At 36.3% G+C, this 18,728-nt stretch carries 13 protein-coding genes; 5 read left to right on the top strand and 8 right to left on the bottom strand.

The features are described 5' to 3' along the window. Window positions 1-85: 85 nt before the first annotated feature. The 7 genes from EK417_RS12625 to EK417_RS12595 all read right to left on the bottom strand — a co-directional run bounded on the left by EK417_RS12625 (window position 86) and on the right by EK417_RS12595 (window position 10,754). Window positions 86-559: a DUF3347 domain-containing protein gene (locus tag EK417_RS12625; protein ID WP_076594641.1), complete on the bottom strand. Its 474-nt coding sequence runs from the start codon at window positions 557-559 to the stop codon at window positions 86-88. A 117-nt stretch (window positions 560-676) separates the two neighbouring features. Beyond that, complete coding sequence (locus tag EK417_RS12620) at window positions 677-1,057, bottom strand: HYC_CC_PP family protein (RefSeq protein WP_228457929.1); 381 nt, start codon at window positions 1,055-1,057, stop codon at window positions 677-679. Between the two features lie 134 nt (window positions 1,058-1,191). Then, window positions 1,192-3,429 (bottom strand): TonB-dependent receptor plug domain-containing protein, encoded by a 2,238-nt coding sequence (locus EK417_RS12615; RefSeq protein WP_076594640.1) that lies wholly within the window; start codon window positions 3,427-3,429, stop codon window positions 1,192-1,194. Window positions 3,430-3,472: 43 nt separating this feature from the next. After that, on the bottom strand, window positions 3,473-4,282 hold the full coding sequence (gene kdsA / locus EK417_RS12610; protein WP_136522329.1) for a 3-deoxy-8-phosphooctulonate synthase: 810 nt from the start codon (window positions 4,280-4,282) through the stop codon (window positions 3,473-3,475). 753 nt (window positions 4,283-5,035) lie between these two features. Further along, on the bottom strand, window positions 5,036-5,560 hold the full coding sequence (locus EK417_RS12605) for a DUF1697 domain-containing protein (RefSeq protein ID WP_110366238.1): 525 nt from the start codon (window positions 5,558-5,560) through the stop codon (window positions 5,036-5,038). Between the two features lie 126 nt (window positions 5,561-5,686). Continuing rightward, window positions 5,687-7,180, bottom strand: coding sequence for a DUF8728 domain-containing protein (locus EK417_RS12600; RefSeq protein WP_136522328.1), 1,494 nt, complete (start codon window positions 7,178-7,180; stop codon window positions 5,687-5,689). Between the two features lie 88 nt (window positions 7,181-7,268). Beyond that, window positions 7,269-10,754: a glycosyltransferase family 117 protein gene (locus tag EK417_RS12595; protein ID WP_136522327.1), complete on the bottom strand. Its 3,486-nt coding sequence runs from the start codon at window positions 10,752-10,754 to the stop codon at window positions 7,269-7,271. A 222-nt stretch (window positions 10,755-10,976) separates the two neighbouring features. Here EK417_RS12595 and EK417_RS12590 point away from each other — a divergent pair, with 222 nt between their 5' ends. From EK417_RS12590 to EK417_RS12570, 5 genes are all read left to right on the top strand, one after another. Then, window positions 10,977-12,014: a PLP-dependent cysteine synthase family protein gene (locus EK417_RS12590; protein ID WP_076594634.1), complete on the top strand. Its 1,038-nt coding sequence runs from the start codon at window positions 10,977-10,979 to the stop codon at window positions 12,012-12,014. Window positions 12,015-12,102: 88 nt separating this feature from the next. After that, window positions 12,103-13,374, top strand: a complete 1,272-nt coding sequence (locus EK417_RS12585; protein WP_181416087.1) for an aminotransferase class I/II-fold pyridoxal phosphate-dependent enzyme — start codon at window positions 12,103-12,105, stop codon at window positions 13,372-13,374. A 66-nt stretch (window positions 13,375-13,440) separates the two neighbouring features. Next, window positions 13,441-14,319: a DMT family transporter gene (locus EK417_RS12580; protein ID WP_136522326.1), complete on the top strand. Its 879-nt coding sequence runs from the start codon at window positions 13,441-13,443 to the stop codon at window positions 14,317-14,319. A 302-nt stretch (window positions 14,320-14,621) separates the two neighbouring features. Further along, window positions 14,622-15,383, top strand: a complete 762-nt coding sequence (locus tag EK417_RS12575; protein ID WP_136522325.1) for a bactofilin family protein — start codon at window positions 14,622-14,624, stop codon at window positions 15,381-15,383. Window positions 15,384-15,541: 158 nt separating this feature from the next. After that, window positions 15,542-17,731, top strand: a complete 2,190-nt coding sequence (locus tag EK417_RS12570) for a B12-binding domain-containing radical SAM protein (RefSeq protein ID WP_136522324.1) — start codon at window positions 15,542-15,544, stop codon at window positions 17,729-17,731. A 174-nt stretch (window positions 17,732-17,905) separates the two neighbouring features. Here the strand turns inward: EK417_RS12570 and EK417_RS12565 are convergent, their stop codons facing one another. Next, entirely contained in the window at window positions 17,906-18,724 is an 819-nt protein-coding gene (locus tag EK417_RS12565; protein WP_136522323.1) for a hypothetical protein, read from the bottom strand. Window positions 18,725-18,728: the final 4 nt, after the last annotated feature.

Here is an 18,728-nt window from a genome sequence, read left to right as displayed (position 1 = left end):
TTTCGAACTTTTTAGAAATCGCATAACTTAAAGTTAATTATAACTCAAGTTATGCAACTTATTATTTTAATGAACAATACGATAATTATTTAATCTCTGACTTTACACTTCCGCATGAAAGCATAGACTTTCCGTAGTATGGATTAACGATCTGTTTTTCATCGCTTAGCCAGCTTCCGTCTGCCATTGGGCAATATTGAACGTAAACTGGTTTATCGGAAAGTTTGAACTGTTTGGTCAGAGCGATCATGTTATCCGAAAGATTGAAAAAGGTTTCTCTTTGTGCGGCAACATTTCTTGCTTCAGAAATAACAGAAGCATCTTTTCGGAGAATATTAAGATTTCCCTCAGAAACTACTTTATAATCAATAACAGAAGCTGTTTTAATAAATTCTGTTGCGGCTTTTGAAGTTTTTTCTGCGTCATCTGAAGCTAACGCGGATTTAATCGCGATATAGTTCTGATACAGTTTAGAGACCTGAGCATCCTTTTTAGATTGTGCAGATAATGAAACGATTGAGAATAAAGATAAGGCTGCTGTGATGATATATTTTTTCATTGTATTAAATTTTAGAATTAATTTTTTAATAAAGAAATGGGTAACGCATCAGTAAATGCGTCAGAACATGTCGCCTAAACAGTATATGAAAATGATACCGGAAACGACTGACGGATTCTAAATTCTAAAATTACAATGATTAATGTAGATTGGTACCGGCCGGTATTCTGGCGGTGCATTGATCTGAATCTGGGTAAATTTGGTTGCCGAAAAAGACTTGTCTACAATTACAAACTGCTGTTTCACAGGGATCTCTGAAATCTGACCTAAAAAATCAATTTTGAGCAGATCTGACTTCTGGGAATCATCTGTTTTTACTATTTTAATCTCTGTTTTGCAGCATCCTTTTTTGTCTTTAACACCGCATTTCCCGCAGATATCATCTGCTTTCTGGCTTACAGAAACAAATTCTTTCATGCAATAATGAATGCTGAAAGCTGCTCCGGAAGAAAACCCAAAGTAGAAAATAGAAAACAGTATGGCAAGAATCTTTTTCATTGATAAGACAAATGTAAAAAGATCTCTGAAATCTTTGTTATAGAATTTGGTAATGTTGTTATAAAATTCGGGTAAACAAAAAAGCTTCCGAAAAAATTCGAAAGCTCTCTGCTATTTTATTTTTGATCGTAATTCTATAGTTTGAATTCCAGCTTCACGTTGAAGAAACGCCCTGTAAGACGTACCGGAACTGGATACATATAATTGCTGTTATAGTCTGTGATCCACTGGTTTGCAACAGTATTGTTGATGTTAAATGCATTGAAAACCTGAACGCCTAATGTCAGTTCTTCAAAATTACCCCAGAAACCGGATCTCTTATTTTTTTCTTTCGGATCAATAAATACTTTTGTCAGCCCTAAATCTACCCTTTTATAGGAAGGAAGAGTCTGCTGATAATTATAAGCTGAGCCAAAATCCGGCTGTCCGTTACTGTTAAACATGACGGGAGCTCCTGTAGGTAATCCCATAGCGTACACCAGAGTAAGGTTCACGCGCATAGACGGAAAACTTGGCATATAATCCTGATAGAACATCGCAAACCTCAACCTCTGATCTGTAGGTCTTGGAATATCTCCTCTTCCATCAATATTTTCATACACCCTTGCATAACTCGCAGATAACCAAGAATCTACACCTGGAACAAATTCTCCGAATAATCTGGTATCAATACCATAGGCATATCCTTTGGAATTATTCTGCCCTGAATATCGTATTCTTACATTATCCATATAATAAGGAATCAGATTATCCATTTTCTTGTAATAGAGTTCCGTTGTCAGTTTGAATGGTCTGTCATACATCTGGAACTCATAATCATTGGCAAGAATGACCTGGATAGAGCGTTGTGATTTTATATTGGAATTAAAATTACCATCTAAATCCTTGATTTCTTTATAGAAAGGAGCCTGATAGTAGATTCCCCCTGAAATTTTAAACAACATATCACTGTCCCAGTCCGGTTTGATGGCAAACTGAGCTCTTGGTGAGAATATGGTTTCTTTATTGAAACTCCAGTTGGCAACACGTACTCCGGCATTCACAAATACTTTACTGGCTCCCCAGTAGAACTTTTGTGAATACTGTGCGTATGCTGAAAGTCTTGTAGGCTCAATATTATTTTGTCCGGCAATATAATAAGCAAGCTTAAGATCGCCTGTTGTTCCTGTTCTCGGATCAATAATTTCCGGCCTTGGAAGGCTATATCCGGCAGAATCTATCAGTTTCCACTCATTGGTAAGATCCTTCAGGTTTTCTTTTTCATATTTAAAACCAACCTCAAAGTCGGTATTTACATTAGGTGAAAATTTCGCTCTGAACTGTGTTCCGTATGTTCTTACAAACAAATCGTTTCTTGCATGCTCTATCTGTCCTCCTACATCGAAAGAAGTCACAGGCTGCTGTGTTACCGGATCAAAAGTCTGCAGCTCGTAAGCTGACTGTATCGTGTAATATTCTCTTTCTCTGTTCTGATAAGCAAAAGCATCTAAAGTAAGCTTCCATTTGTCTGCAGGCTTATAGTTCATAGAAAATGTACCCATCATATTTTTATATTGGTCATTTTCCTGACCTCCATAACCAATATTGACGGTAATAGGCTGCTGAAGACTTCCGAAAGTTACACTTTTGGCTCTGGGAATCATCTCATAATCATTCTTGGAATAATATCCGATGAATGACATGCTGAATTTATCACTCACGTGATAGTTCAGATAAGACTGGAAATCCCAATAGGTTGGATTAAAATCTGTATCTTCTTTTAAGGTATTAAGAACAAGGTTGGTATTTCTGTATCTCCCGGAAAATAAGGCGGTAAATTTTTTATTTTTGGAAGCCAGACCTGTTGTAAGTCTTCCTCCAATTAAACTCGCCTCACCTGAAACTTCAAATTTTTCAGGCTCACGGTAATAGATATTCAGAGCAGAAGACATTTTATCCCCATATTTGGCTTCAAATCCACCTGCAGAGAAATTTACTGCAGACACCATATCCGGGTTGATGATACTCATCCCTTCCTGTTGTGAGTTTCTGATCAGGAAAGGTCTGTAGATTTCAATATCATTAATATAGATAAGGTTTTCATCATAGTTTCCACCACGAACCATATATTGGGAAGACAGCTCGGTATTGGAGTTTACGGAAGGCAGTGTTTTAAGCAATCCCTCAATCCCACCATTAATAGAAGCTACTGATTTTGCTTCTTTCGCTGAAATTCTTACGTTGGTAAGGTCATTGGTTCTTCCTGTTGCTTTTTTCTGGAAGACAACTTCCTCTATATCGGTCACTTTAGTGGTTGCTGTATCTTTTTTTCTTTGTTGGGAGAAAAACAGTACAGGGACCATAAGGCTTAGCGGTAAAACTAGTTTTTTCAAAAGAAATGTTTTAGAATTTCTAAAATTAATGTTTTTTTAACAATTACAAAATCGATTCTCTAATTCTTGTCAATTTTTGTAACAAATCTTCTAATAAATCTAATCTTAACATGTTGGCACCATCAGATAATGCCGTTTCGGGTGTAGGATGAGTTTCGATGAAAATTCCGTCTGCTCCCACTGCAATTCCTGCTTTGGCAACAGTTTCAATAAGATCCGGTCTTCCTCCCGTAACTCCTGAGCTTTGATTAGGCTGCTGTAAAGAATGTGTAACATCCAGAATCACAGGAGCATACTCTCTCATGGTAGGAATTCCTCTGTAATCCACAATCAGATCAGTATAACCGAAAGAGTTTCCTCTTTCAATGATGGCTACTTTCTGATTGTCAGAATCTGTAATTTTCTGAACGGCAAACTTCATGGCTTCCGGAGAAAGAAATTGTCCTTTTTTCAAAGTAACACATTTTCCGGTTTGTGCTGCAGCCACCAATAGGTCTGTCTGGCGTACAAGGAATGCAGGGATCTGTAAAACATCTACGTACTGTGCTGCCAGTGCCGCATGTTCATTCTCATGAATATCTGTAGTGGTAGGAATATTGAAGGTTTCTCCTACTTTTTTAAGGATCTCAAGAGATTTCTCTTCACCAATGGTTGTGAAAGAATCTACACGGCTTCTGTTAGCCTTTTTGAAGCTTCCTTTGAAAATATAGGGAATATTGTATTTATCTGTGATACTGATTACTTTTTCAGCGATCCTTAGTGCCATATCTTCTCCTTCAATGATACAAGGTCCGGCAATAAGGAAAAAGTTTTTTGAATCTTTGTGCGAAATATTATCTAAATACTGAATCATTTTATTGTAATTAAAAAGTTCAGTAAAAATACTGAGAAAGTTTCACAAATGGAAATTATTTGATTGCTTTAACAGGCTATGGCTGCATGAGTTTTTGAGTCTTTTGGATTTTTGAATTTGCGGTATAATAGATAGGTGTTTCAATAGGCTCAGCATGAGAACTCTAATACTATATGCTAATGTGTACTTGATAATTGATAGATGATTCGACAGGCTCAGCATGACAACTCTAATACTATATGTTAATGTGTACTTGATAATTGATAGGTGTTTCAATAGGCTCAGCATGAGAACTCTAATACTAACTGCTAATGTGTACTTGATAATTGATAGATGATTCGACAGGCTCAGCATGACAACTCTAATACTATATGTTAATGTGCAATCGATAATTAATAGATGCTACGACAGGCTCAGCATGACAACTCTAATACTATATGTTAATGTGCAATCGATAATTAATAGATGCTTCGACAGGCTCAGCATGAGAACTCTAATACTATATGCTAATGTGTACTTGATAATTGATAGATGCTTCGACAGGCTCAGCATGACAGCTCTAATACTAACTGCTTTATTAACATTTACAAGATGATATGTTAATCGATACTGAAATATTACAATCAATGATTTATGATTGTTTTTTTCAGGAAATCAGTCTTTATGGAATTTGCTGGGTGATAAAGTCTTTGCAAGCAAGGTTAATTTATAACGATGTCATGCTGAGCCTGTCGAAGCATCCGCGATGATTTATTAGAATTTCTTCAGAATCTTTTCAAATGTATTCACATTTCTGCTGGTAAACTGATCTTTAAGACTTTTCTTTCCTAAAACTTTCCCGAAAGTAGAATCTAAGGTACTTCCTTTCGGAACCTGCCAGTAAAATAGATCATTAATAATTTCTGCCTTTTCGTTTTCAGCCTGTGCCGCTTTTTTAAACTCCTCCATCAAAACCTTTTCCACTCCAGGAATTCCTAAGAAACCATAAATATGAAAATTTTCATTCTTTTCGAAAGGAATACTGTTCCAGAACACCTCTATCTCTTCCTGAGATTTTACAAATAAAAAGGCTTCGTAAGAAAAATGTTCCGACATCGCTTTTTCCAAAATGGTTTTCAGTTCCTCTACCTTTTTATCCGAAGAAAAAACAATATTTCCTGAAGCCAGAATTGAACTCACATCCTTCATTCCGGCATTTTTAAAAACCTGGCATACATCAGCCATTTTCATATTGGTTCCTTTTACGTTGACGCCACGGAGAAAAGCACAGTATTTCATCTTTTTCAGGGATCAGGTTTTAGATATCAGGTTGCAGTGATTGTTGGGGTCGGAGGGTTTGAGAGTATTAGAGTTATTATAAAACTTTTTTTCTGAATTCTTTCAATTTTTAAATATTTCAATCTTTTAATCAACCCTAATGTACAAATTATAGTCTGTTCCGGAAGGTTTGAGATGATAAATTTTTTCCAGAATCTTATTGTCGCTTTTCAGATGATCTTTCACACGGAATTCTTTCAGAAGTTTATAATGGGTTTGATAGTACAATGAATTCGCATTGTTTCCTTCGTATAAATTCTGATAAGAAAGAAGATATTTCGGTTTTCTTGTTTTTACGGTGTTGATCCAGTAATTGACCTTATCTTTTTTAATTTCTTCCTGAATCTGCTTATCTACCAATCCCACCTCATCAATTGTTTTTAATCCTGAAAAATAAGGAACATAGCCCGCCGGTTCCAGTAAAATCCATTGGTTTTTATCTTTTTCATATTGATGTAAAAACGTACCAATTGTTCTGCGGTAATTCCACTCTCCGTTTCCTGTTGCAATACAGTGAACCGTCTGGAAAATAAGCATCGGGAAAATATAGAATATAATGAGTAATGAAAGCCATAGTTTTTTCTTTTCCTTCTGTTCCAGTACAAAAATAAGAACAGGAACAAAAAGCAAAAGTTGTGGTACCCAGTAATACCAGTCGAATAAGCTTTTCTGAGAAATGAATATAATTTGTTTTGCCCATCCGAAAAGAAAAATCATCCACAAAAAGTAGTTTCTTTTTTCCCTTTGCCTGATGAGATAAATAAAGCAAAGCAATTCAAAAATCATTATTACAATTGTCAGAGGATTGAAATCTCCCGGAACTTTCAGCATTCCCCAGAAGTTTCCAAAACTTTTAAAAAAATATCCGATATGCTGCTGGACCGTAAAATTTTCACTATAAAGCAATTTTTTCGCAGTAATGGTATTATTAACTAATTCACCAAAGTAGAACCAGTTGAAAGCAACCGTAGCTAAGACTCCCAAAGCTCCGCCAAAAATATAATTCCATCTGATTTTTCTGTTCCAGAATAGATCCACAAGAAATACAATTCCCAGGAAGATTACTGTATCAATCCTTGTAAACATGATTAAAACAGGAAGAAATGTTAACACCCATTTTTTCCCTTTATGGAAACCGCAATACAGCAATGCCATCTCCAGAAAAAACAGAATTCCGTATTCCATACCGAGGATTGAAATTTTAATGGAAGGCGGCAAAATACCGATCAGAAATATAAAGATCGCTTTATGCCATGGGTTTTTAAGAACCAAATGAGACAGCCATAAAGTTCCTATGGTAAACAGCAGGGAGTTAAAAATCAAAAGAGGTTCAATAAAGTTTTCTTTTCCAAAAACAAGATTGAAAATATAGGATACAAAAACATACAGATGTGTTGTAGATGCAGAAATCTTGGTATCTCCATTGAAGCCGATTACTCCATAATCCAACAGGTTCTGAGCAACCCTCCAGGTAATAAATGCATCTTCCTGAATGTAGTGCGTTAATAAAAAAAGAAGCTTAAAAAGAACCGTAGCAATAACGGCATAGATTGGGAATTTGCTATTTTGTGTTTCGGACATTATGTATTTTTACTTCCACAAATATAACCTTAAAATTCAGGATTGCCAATAATAAAAAAACGGAACCGAAGTTCCGTTTTACAATATTTTATTTTGTTGCTTTAATAATCGCAGTCGTAATCTGATTTTCTTTTTCTTTTGAATAAGTAGAATCATAAGGTTCCATCACATCAAACAAGTACTGATAGAACGGCGTGATCTGCTGTACATTTTCAGACTCTTTCATGGCCTTTTCTCTACCCATTTCCTGAAGATCTTTGATAAATACATTGAACTTCTTATCAATCGGCTCTATGGATTTTACCAGATAAGCATATGCTTTTTCTTTCTGTCCGATCTTTGTGTAAGCATCCGTTACTGCAGAAACCACAAGAGAATATTCCATAGGTTTTGTTCTCATTTGTCTTCTCAGATAGCTTTGATCTGCTTTAGAAAGACTTAAATAATAATCATACTCTTCAAAGATTCCTTTCTTAAGTACCTCAGCAAGCTGAAGACCTTTCTGCTCCTGACCTGCGATGATGTATCCTGAAACAATTGAGCTTAAAGAACGGGGATCATTATATTTCTCTGCCGGAATTTCTTTTGCTGCTAGATCCAGAATTTCCAATGCTTTAGCTTTCTGTCCGCTTAATGCTAGGGCTGCTGCCGCTCTGCTTGCAGACATTCTGTAGCTGATGATATTGGAAGTAGCCGTTTCATCAAAGTGAGCATTTAAGTTCTTAAAGTTCCCCCATCTGAAGTTTTTCACTACGTTATAAAGAGAATTGGCATCTACTCTTCCCATATCGCCGTCAGCTGTCGGAGGCGTTTGGATAGGAATTAATCTGTAGCTGAATCCGTCAAACTGAAGGTAATCGTTCAGATAGAAAATATTCTCACTGTCATAAATGCCTCCTGATGAAAAGTTGATCGGACGCTTCCAGTCGAAGTTCGCTAAAAGATCCATCAAAATAAGGTTGTTCTTATACAATGTGTTTCCTTTGTAAGTAATCATAATCTGATTGACTACGTTTGGAAGATCTTCTTTGTTGATGATTCCTGCTTTCAAAGCATTTTCTTTATTCACCGGAAGGATGAATTTGTTAACCGGAAGAATATTGTATTTCTCAAACTTCTCTTCCCCGAAGTACATTTTCAATAACTCGTCTTTTTCAGGAGATTTGAACTTAATGAATTCAATAGCCTGTTTCAGTGTTAAAGAATCCTGAGTAAGATATTTTCTGAACGACTGGAATTCTGTTTCCGGCGCTCCCTGCTCTTTCAGCATAGAGAAAACACCTTCCCAATCTTCTTTTTTCATCATATAGATCTGATCATTTACACCATCTCTGTAATCGTCATGTGTCAACTGGCTAGGGATTCCCATAGCGTTGTACGTTCTTCTTTTAATCTGATCAAGGTTCCATGGAGTTGAAGCAAGGGTAAAGTTTACTACCTTCACATCATCCCTGAACTGCTCTGTTTCCTGAATTGCCCAAACCGGATAAGTATCGTTATCTCCGTAAACGAAAAGGATATCATTTTTCGGTAATGATTTTAATACTGAATATGCATAATCGTATGCTGTATATCTGTTGCTTCTGTCATGAACATTATAGTTCTGGAAGCCCATCATGAAAGGTACTCCTAATAAAACCACTCCTAAAGCAATGTTAGCTCCGTTTGATTTTATTTTAGACTGTAAGAACCATAAGATTGCTCCTGCTCCCAAACCAATCCAGATCGCAAATGCATAGAATGAACCTACCATTGCATAATCTCTTTCTCTCGGTTCAAAAGGTTTTACCCCTGTGTAGAAAACAATTCCTACACTTGTTAAAATAAATAAAGATAACAGTGCATAGAATCTTCCGAAGTCTCTGTTCAATTGGAAAAAGAATCCGATCAAACCTAAAATTAATGGAAGGAAGAAGAATTTTACCGTACTTTCATTCTTGAATTTAGCAGGCATTTTATCCTGATTTCCTACCACAGCATTGTCAATAAAAGGAATTCCGGAAATCCAGTTTCCTTTTGTGCTTTCCATGTTTCCTTCAAGGTCATTCTGTCTTCCCACGAAGTTCCACATCAGATATCTTACAAAGTAATATCCGTTCTGGAAAGTAATAAAGTAATCCATATTCTGAAGTAATGAAGGCTTCTGAACATTGATCAGGTTATAAGGCTTTACTTTCAGATAATCTGAAGCTGTAATAGATTTGTCTTCGTATTTAGCTCTCAGCTCATCAAAAATCTGCTTAGCCTGAGGATTATCTGCCACATCTTCATTACCATAGTTGAAGGTAAAATCAGGAGCACCATACATAGAAATATAGTTCGCCATTACATCCTTATCCTCATTAAACATTCTTGGCATTAAGCTCACCTGAGATTTGTTGAATACATAATTGAATCGGTCTCCGGTTTTTCTGTACGTTCCGGTTTTTTCATCTTTTTCGTAGATTTCCCCGGTTTTTTGTGTTTTGAAGCTTCCGTCTTCGTTTTTCTCAATTCCGTTAGCATCAAGGAATGCTGTGTAATTTTGCCCGTAGATTGTTGGCCAGTCACCATACTGCTCTCTGTTATAATAATCCAGCATACCAATTGCCGTATCCGGATCGTTAAGGTTCATTGGAGGATTGGCATTCGCTCTGATAGGAATCACCATCCAGCAGGAGAACCCGATCATCATGAAGACTACAGATAATGCAGCCGTCTGATAGATGTTTCTTTTTGCTTTTCTTGCATATTTGATTAAGAAATAGCAAATCGCTACCATTAAAATAAATGCAGCAATTGTTCCTGAGTGGAAAGGAAGTCCAAGACCATTCACAAAGAAAATCTCAAGTCTTCCGAACATCGTCATAATTAAAGGGAAAATAATTTTGAAAACGATAATCAAAATCCCCAATGTGATAAGGTTTGCCCAGATAAAGTTTTTCCAGGTAAACTTGTAATTTCTTGCATAATATACCAGACATACTGCAGGAATTGCCAGCATACACATCATGTGCACACCCACAGAAAGTCCCAAAACAAAGAAAATAAGAATAATCCATCTTTCACTGTCTCCCGCTTTATACTCATTCTCCCATTTGGTGATTAACCAGACCAAAAGCGCGATAAACATAGAAGCCATAGAGTAAACTTCACCTTCTACTGCCGAGAACCAGAATGTATCTGAGAACGTAAAGCAAAGCGCTCCTACCGCTCCGGCAAATAAAATAGAAATTTCCTGATGTTTTGTAATTTCTTCAAAATCTTTGTTTAAAAGTCTTCTCACAAAATGAGTGATCGTCCAAAACAAAAATAAAATAGTCAGCGCACTGAACAATGCAGACATCGCGTTGATCACGATAGAATAGTTTTCGCCTTTCCCTAATGCAAAAATGGCTGCCACGGCACCCACTATCTGGAATAAAGCCGCTCCGGGAGCGTGCGTTACTTCAAGTTTTACTGCAGAAGAAATGTACTCGCCACAATCCCAGAAACTGAAATTGGGTTCTATGGTGGACAAGTACGTGAAGAAAGCAATAACGAAAATCACCCATCCTGAAACGGTGTTCCATTGCCTAAAAGTCCAATTTTTCATAGTATTAAATCAATTATGCGAAAATAAGGCTTTTATCTTATTTTATGCGGGTTTTAACAAAATTTAAAAATTTTGGCGTAATATTTGCGATTATAGACGTGTCAAAACTGTAAATACGAAAATAACTTTTACAAAACTATGCCCTAGAAATCAAACAAAAGTTTAGTAATTATTTATTTTTTTGTATTTTTGCAGTCAGATTTTTATTGAAAATAACAAATAATGAGTAATGTTTACGATAATATTCTTGGCCTGATAGGACACACTCCGATGGTGAAGCTAAATACTGTTACAAAAGATATTCCAGCAACCATTTATGCCAAGTTAGAATCATATAATCCTGGACATTCCACCAAAGACCGAATCGCACTTCATATTATAGAGAACGCAGAAAAAAAAGGCCTTTTAAAGGAAGATTCTGTAGTTGTAGAAACTACTTCCGGTAATACCGGATTTTCTATTGCGATGGTATGTATCATTAAGGGATATAAATGTATTCTTGCAGTAAGTGATAAAACAAAACCTGAAAAGATTGCTTATCTGAAAGCATTGGGAGCCACGGTGTACATATGCCCGGCCAATGTACCGGCAGATGATCCAAGATCATATTATGAAGTAGCTAAAAGAATCGCTCAGGAAACTCCTAATTCTATTTACATCAATCAATATTTTAATGAACTGAATATTGATGCACACTATCAGACAACAGGTCCCGAGATCTGGGAACAGACACAGGGTAAGATTACTCACCTTTTTGCGTGCACCGGAACTGGGGGTACATTGTCTGGTTCTGCCAAATTTTTGAAGGAAAAAAATCCGGATATCAAAATTATTGGTGTAGACGCAGACGGTTCTATTCTTAAAAGCTATCACGAAACAGGAGAAATACACAAAGAAGATGTACACCCTTATCAGATTGAGGGAATGGGTAAAAATCTGATCCCTTCTGCCCTGCTTTTCGACAAGGTAGATGAGTTTGTAAGGGTTAATGATGAAATGTCTGCATACAGAACCCGTGAGATTGCTTTAAAAGAAGCTATCATGGGAGGTTATACTACAGGAGCTGTAACGCAGGGACTAATACAGTATGCCCAGTCTCATGAACTTACAGAAAATGACGTAGTTGTTTTAATATATCCTGACCACGGTTCCAGATACATCACTAAAGTATACAGTGACAAATGGATGGCGGAACAGGGATTTGTCAACAACTGTGTTCACAACTATGACGAAGTTTTCAAAACTGAGTTTATCAAGTAAAAAAGAATAAAATCACGATACAAATAAATAAAGCCTTTTGCGTATTCAGACAAAAAAGGCTTTATTACTTAAAAATTACGATACAATGTTGGATATTTTTGAAAGAATAAAAGAAAATCCAGGACCACTTGGACAATTTGCAGATTATGGTGAAGGCTATTTTATTTTCCCAAGATTAGAGGGTCCTATTGGCCCTAGAATGCAGTTTCAGGGGAGAGAAGTAATTTTCTGGAGTGCCAATGACTATTTAGGATTGTGTAATCATCCTGAAGTAATAGAAGCGGATGCAAAAGCGGCTGCAGAATATGGAATGTTCTATCCAATGGGAGCGAGAGCAATGTCTGGAGAAACAGACCAGCACCTTCAGTTGGAAAGAGAATTGGCAGACTTCGTAAAAAAAGAGTCAGCATACCTGTTGAATTTTGGTTATCAGGGAATGGTTTCTACCATTGATGCTTTGGTAAGCAGAAATGATGTGATTGTTTATGATATGGATTCTCATGCCTGCATCGTGGATGGAGTAAGACTTCATTCCGGTAAGAGATTTACCTACAAGCATAACGATATGGAAAGCCTTGAGAAAAATCTTCAGAGAGCAACCAAGGTGGCTGAAGAAACAGGAGGAGGTATTCTTGTAATTACAGAAGGGGTTTTCGGGATGAGAGGACAACAGGGAAAAATCAGAGAAATCTGTGATCTTAAGTCAAAATACCAGTTCAGACTATTGGTAGATGATGCTCATGGTTTCGGAACTCTTGGTAAAACAGGTGCTGGTGTAGGTGAAGAACAGGATTGTAACGACCAGATTGATGTTTACTTTTCTACTTTTGCTAAATCGATGGCTGGTTTCGGAGCATTCCTTGCGGGTGATAAAGAAATTATCAGATATCTGAAATTCAACCTGAGATCACAAATCTTTGCAAAATCTCTTACGATGCCAATGGTAATCGGAGGATTAAAAAGATTGGAGCTTTTGAGATCAAGACCTGAGATCAAAGCTAAACTTTGGGAGAATGTTGAAAAACTACAGAGCGGACTTAAAGAAAGAGGATTCAATATTGGTGACACGAATACTTGTGTAACTCCGGTAATGATGCAGGGAACTCCGGTAGAAGCTACTCTATTGGTTAAAGATTTAAGGGAAAATTACGGTATTTTCACCTCTGTGGTGGTATATCCGGTCATTCCGAAGGGAATGATTCTCTTAAGACTGATTCCTACCGCTTCTCATACAGATGCAGAGATCAATGAAACTCTGGCAGCGTTTGAAGCAATTCATGATAAATTAGTAGGTGGCTACTACAAAGAGCAGGAACAAAAATTACTGCAGGAACAAGGATTGAGTTTTAAACCGATTTAATCTTAAAAAATAAAGAAAGCCACTGATTGATTCAGTGGCTTTTTTGTTTAATACCTATAAAAGCAAATGAAACTTAGAGGTTACACACTGGGAATTTTATCGGCTGTTTCATATGGTCTGATTCCGATTTTTATTCTGCCTGTGAAGCGGGCACACTTTTCAATGGATATCACACTGTTTTACAGATTTTTCTTTTCAGCTTTAATGGTGGGAGGATATCTGCTGTATTCCAGAGAAAGTTTTAAAATCAATAAGAAAGAAGCCTTAATTCTTGCCATCCTTGGAGTATGTTATGCCCTTTCTTCTGAATTTTTGTTTTTAGGATATGATTTCCTAACACCAGGAATTGCCTCCACCGTTTTATTTGTTTACCCGGTCATTGTAGCATTGATGATGTTTTTCTTTTACAAAGAGAAGCTTACCAGATTATCCGGAGTTTCTTTACTTCTGGCATTCGCGGGAGTTATTGTTTTATGTTTAAAAGGAAACGGACTGGAAATCAATTTTGCAGGATTGGGAATCGTCATGCTCAGCTCACTGTTCTATGCCTTATATATGGTTATCGTCAACAAATCGAATATCAAGGTATCCGGATTCAAGCTTACGTTTTACTCAATGCTTTTCACCTCAATGTTCTTTATGTCCAAAGCTGTAACAGCTCATGCGTCGTTTGCTATACCTTCAACAGAGATTTTCCTTAATTTTCTTGTTTTTGCATTTCTTACTACGGTGATCTCCAGTCTTTGTCTGGTATATGCTATTAAATATATCGGTTCTACTCCTGTTGCAATTTTAGGAGCTTTGGAACCTGTAGTTGCTGTACTGATCAGTGTCCTGATGTTTCATGAAAAATTTACTCCCAATTTACTTATCGGGATTACTTTAATTCTTTTGGGAGTTACCCTGAATGTGATTGGAGACCAAAAGAAAACAGGTCACATTTAGGATAAATTATTAGACTGATATAAAAATATAATATAAAGCCGGACTTCTTGACGAGTCTGGCTTTTCTATTGACTGAGCTTTCTCAAAACTTACTATATTTCAAAGCAAACGCATACAGAACCTCCAAAACTAATTGTGAAATAATCTGATATTTCAGCTCAAAAAGTCATCCATAAGAAAAATATTTAAAAAAATAAATCCTCTACTTTCTGGCATAACAAAATTTATCTGACTATATTGCATCTGTCTATTAATAGGTGTTTCCCCACTGAAAAGCCCCATGTATATACTTTTAAAAGCCGATGAAAGAATTGCAAAAACTTACCAAAGATCAACTATACAAACAGCTCAAAGAAAAATCAGAAAATCTATACAGCATTGCTCATGAAGCTCTGGAAAACAATTTTTTCAAAGAAAGCTATTTAGATGAGGAAAGTCTTGCTGAATTTCTCGAAATGCTGGATGATGAAACAGCGGAAAAGATAAAAGAAGCCTCTCTGCATATTAATCATGAAGATGATGCTCCTGAGATTGTCCTTATACAAAATGAAAATGGTAATTCTCTTGAACTGATTACCGAAGAAGGTGAAGGCTATAAAATTATTCTTGTAGAAGGTGATCTTTATGTATCCAAAAAACTGTTTGTTGAAGATTATATTGTTCTTATAGTTACAGGTAATATAAAGGCAGAAAATATCATCATCAATGGGTCACTGTATTGCTCTGGAAATGTTACCTCAAAAGTATTGTTTGGTGCTTCAGGAAATGATAATGAAACCTACATCGGAGGAAGTATTATGACTTCCCTTATTGCAGAAAACGGACATTACACTGTTGCAGAAGGAAATATTTATTCCAGATACTTAATCAGTTTTCACAATGAGATCACAGGCAAGACCGGAAAATTTATTGAAAATATCAGCCTGGAAAAGCCCAGTGAAATCGAATTATTAAATCCGGTAATTCTTGATGAAGATGGATATTTTGATGAAAATGCTTTCCTAAGTTTTATTGAGAATAATACAACCGATGCTTTGTTTAACAGACCTGCGAATTTATTTTAAACTACTTTTTTATTTTTATAGAGTGGAAATAAAAGAATTGTGACAGAATCAGATTTTAATAAGACGCAATATTGCTAAGACTTTTTCTCAATGTTTATAATCAGGAGAAAAAATTTTTTTCTGAAAAAACTTTAGAATAACTTTGCAAAAAATTTCTGTTGAAAGACCTGCTTCTTATTACTCCGCCTTTTACCCAACTTAACACTCCTTATCCTGCAACGGCCTATATTAAAGGATTTTTAAATACCAAAGATATTTCCAGTTATCAGGCAGATTTGGGGATCGATGTTATTTTGGAATTATTTTCAAAGGATGGAATCCGCAAGGTTTTCAATACAGAAATTGATCTTCAGAACACCTCTGAAAACTCCCAGAGAATTTATGCTTTAAAAGAAGAGTATTTAAAAACGATAGATCAGGTAATTCCTTTTTTACAGGGAAAAACACCTACACTGGCCAGACAGATCTGCAGCATGAACTTCCTTCCAGAAGCTTCCCGTTTCAACCAGCTGGATGATATGGAATTTGCTTTTGGAAACATGGGTCTTCAGGATAAAGCCAAACATCTGGCAACGCTTTATTTAGAAGATATTTCCGATTATATTGTAGAAAATATCGATGCTGATTTTGGTTTCAGCAGATATGCGGAACGTCTCGGAAAAAGTGCCAATTCTTTTAACGAATTATACTCAAAACTATCGGGTGAGCCTACATTTATTGATGAATTTACATTAAAAATTCTTCGTGAAAAAATAGAAACTGTTCAGCCAAAAATGGTTTGCTTTTCAATACCGTTTCCCGGCAACCTCTATTCCGGTTTCAAATGTGCCCAATGGATCAAAAAGCATTATCCTCACATTAAAACCGCTATGGGAGGAGGATTTCCCAATACCGAATTAAGAGAAGTCAAAGATCAGAGAGTATTCGAATTTTTTGATTTTATTACTTTAGATGACGGTGAGCTTCCGTTGGAACTTCTTCACCAAAATTTAGAAATTGCCACTGAAGAAGCTGAGTTTAAAAGAACTTTTCTTCTCGAAAATAAAGAAGTCGTCTATAAGAACAATTCTAAAAGGCATGACTTCAAACAGTCTGAAACAGGAACTCCCGATTATACAGATTTAAAACTGGATCAATATATTTCCGTTATCGAAATTGCCAATCCGATGCACAGTTTATGGAGCGACGGCCGATGGAACAAACTGACCATGGCACACGGATGTTACTGGGGGAAATGTACATTCTGTGATATTTCTTTAGATTATATTAAAATCTACGAACCTATTTCTGCTAAAATTCTGGTAGACCGGATTGAAGAATTAATCCGGACAACCGGTGAGACAGGATTCCATTTTGTAGATGAAGCTGCGCCGCCTGCCCTTATGAGAGAAGTTGCTCTGGAAATTCTCAGAAGAAATCTTGTGGTAACATGGTGGACCAATATCCGTTTTGAAAAAAGCTTCACCCGTGATTTATGTTACCTCCTGAAGCTTTCGGGATGCGTGGCTGTTTCCGGAGGACTTGAAGTAGCGAGTGACAGACTGCTGAAATTAATTGATAAAGGAGTTTCTGTAGAACAGGTTGCCAATGTAACCAGAAACTTTACAGAAGCAGGAATTATGGTTCATGCTTATCTGATGTATGGTTACCCTACCCAAACAGTTCAGGAAACTGTCGATTCATTAGAAATGGTGAGGCAAATGTTTGAGATGGGAATTCTTCAAAGTGGATTCTGGCATCAGTTTGCGATGACTGCTCACTCACCCGTTGGAATGAGTCCGGAAGATTTTGGAGTAGTTCCGGTAAAGCAGGAAATTCTGTTTGCCAATAATGATATTGACTTTAAGGATAAAACAGGAATTGATCATAACAAGTTCAGCTTCGGGTTAAAAAAATCTTTATTCAATTATATGCATGGAATCAACTTCGAACTGCCGCTTCAGGAATGGTTTGATTTTAAAATTCCAAGAACAACCATTCATCCGGATTATATTCACGATTGTCTTTTGGAAGATGGGCAGTTTCAATTGAAGACCAATTCCAAAGTCATCTTTTTAACCAAAAACGTAATCGCTGAGAATCGCGTAAAAAATAAAAAGAAATATTCTGGTACGTATACGTTGCTTACATTCCACCTAAAAACCAATATTGTAAAGGTTGAGCTGGAACAGGAAAAGGCAGAATGGCTGATGAATGTATTGGAAGAGAATGCTATTGAAAATTCTAAAAAGCCTACGATTCAGCAACTTAAAAATCAATTTGAGGAAAATTTCGATGATTTTGAGCTGTTCTGGTTCTCAAAACCGATGCAGCAATTGAAGGAAAATGGAGTTATTTTAAGCTTATAAAAATTTTCGTTTTTTTATCAGGGATTTTTGAAAGGATCATACGATCTCACAAAAGATATGCATCAAAATTCTTATAAGTTTTGGCTCCTAAAGCCAGATGAATTTTATCTATAAAAAAACGGGCTAAAGGCCCGTCTCTATTGATATAAAAAGTCTATTTTTTCTAATAAATAATTAATTAGAAATCTCTTTTGTTACAGTACCCACCGACACTTTCTCCTGTATTTTAATAAAATTGGGATCCATAATTGCCATGCGCTCAGCCAGTGCTTTATAGGTTGGAAATTTTAAGATAGAAGCTCTGCCGGACATTTCCTTGTATAGGGTAAAAGATTTTCCTCCTGCTGTTTTCAGCTGTTTTGTTGTGGTGATATATCTTCCTATAAGTTTACTTTTGGCGTCATAGATCTCAATATCTATAGAGGTCTTATCCATGATGGTATCTTCTGAACCGAAACTTACCGGCAAATTGGTAAAATACCCTACAGGAACACCATTACTAAGGATCTCTCCCACTTTATTGACCTCAATATTCATTTTATCAATTTTCTTTCGGATGGCATAAGCATCTTTTGTTTTTGTATCCAGTTTTCTCTTGGGTACATTGGAGAAAAGTTCATCAAGATTTTTGACATTGATCCCTTTATTATCAATTATTTTAAGGTCCTTAACTGATGTAAAGACTGCAGATTTTTCTTCTCCGGAAAATGCAGAAGGTGATGAATAATCAATTTCGATGGTTTTATCCCTGTTATATACTCTGTTGACACTGATATAGCTGTCGCGAACAGAATCAACGATGCTTTTGTCAATGAATTTTATAGTATACATCGGGGTCTCCTTCAGATCCATAAACGTATATTCGCTGGATTTACTGGATATTTTAGCTACCGGAACACCGTCAAGATTAATAATTCCTCTTTTGGTTTTGATATTCTGAGCATGCAGGAAAACACCCAGAACTGTAAATAATATGATTATGCCTCTCTTCATACAA

The organism is Chryseobacterium candidae (assembly GCF_004916905.1).
Taxonomy (GTDB): Bacteria; Bacteroidota; Bacteroidia; order Flavobacteriales; family Weeksellaceae; genus Chryseobacterium; species Chryseobacterium candidae.
Note: the sequence above shows the minus strand (reverse complement) of the source record. Positions and strands in the feature narration are given on the sequence as shown.